The organism is Tamlana crocina (assembly GCF_012037625.1).
Map to the genome: position 1 here is coordinate 1 of NZ_JAAVJS010000467.1, position 368 is coordinate 368.

Sequence of the window (368 nt, forward strand, 5' to 3'; positions counted from 1 at the left end):
ATATGTTTGCTAGTTTTTATTTTAGCAATTATGAGAAGAAAATCTAAACATTACACCTTAGAATTTAAACAAAAAGCCGTCGAGTTGAGTTATGCCAGAGGCAATGTAAAACAAGTATGTGAAGACCTGGATATATTTCCATCAGTACTTTACCGCTGGCGTAAGGAGCTAAAGGATTATGGCAAGAACAGTTTTCCCGGTCGAGGTAACCCTAAAATGACCGATGAAGAAAAAGAGATAGCGGATCAGTCCTAAAAGTTGGGGAGTTAAATAGTTTTATCTTTGGGGAAAATTAAATTTGTGGAAATTTCTAAAGAATTACTATCCTTATTGCTACCTGATTTTTTGGTAGACCATTTTAGTTTTAT

1 pseudogene is annotated in these 368 nt (G+C 34.2%); it reads left to right on the forward strand.

The features are described 5' to 3' along the window. Nucleotides 1-6 precede the first annotated feature (6 nt). A pseudogene (locus tag HC176_RS17630) lies at nucleotides 7-243 on the forward strand (transposase); the annotation flags it as partial. Nucleotides 244-368 lie beyond the last annotated feature (125 nt).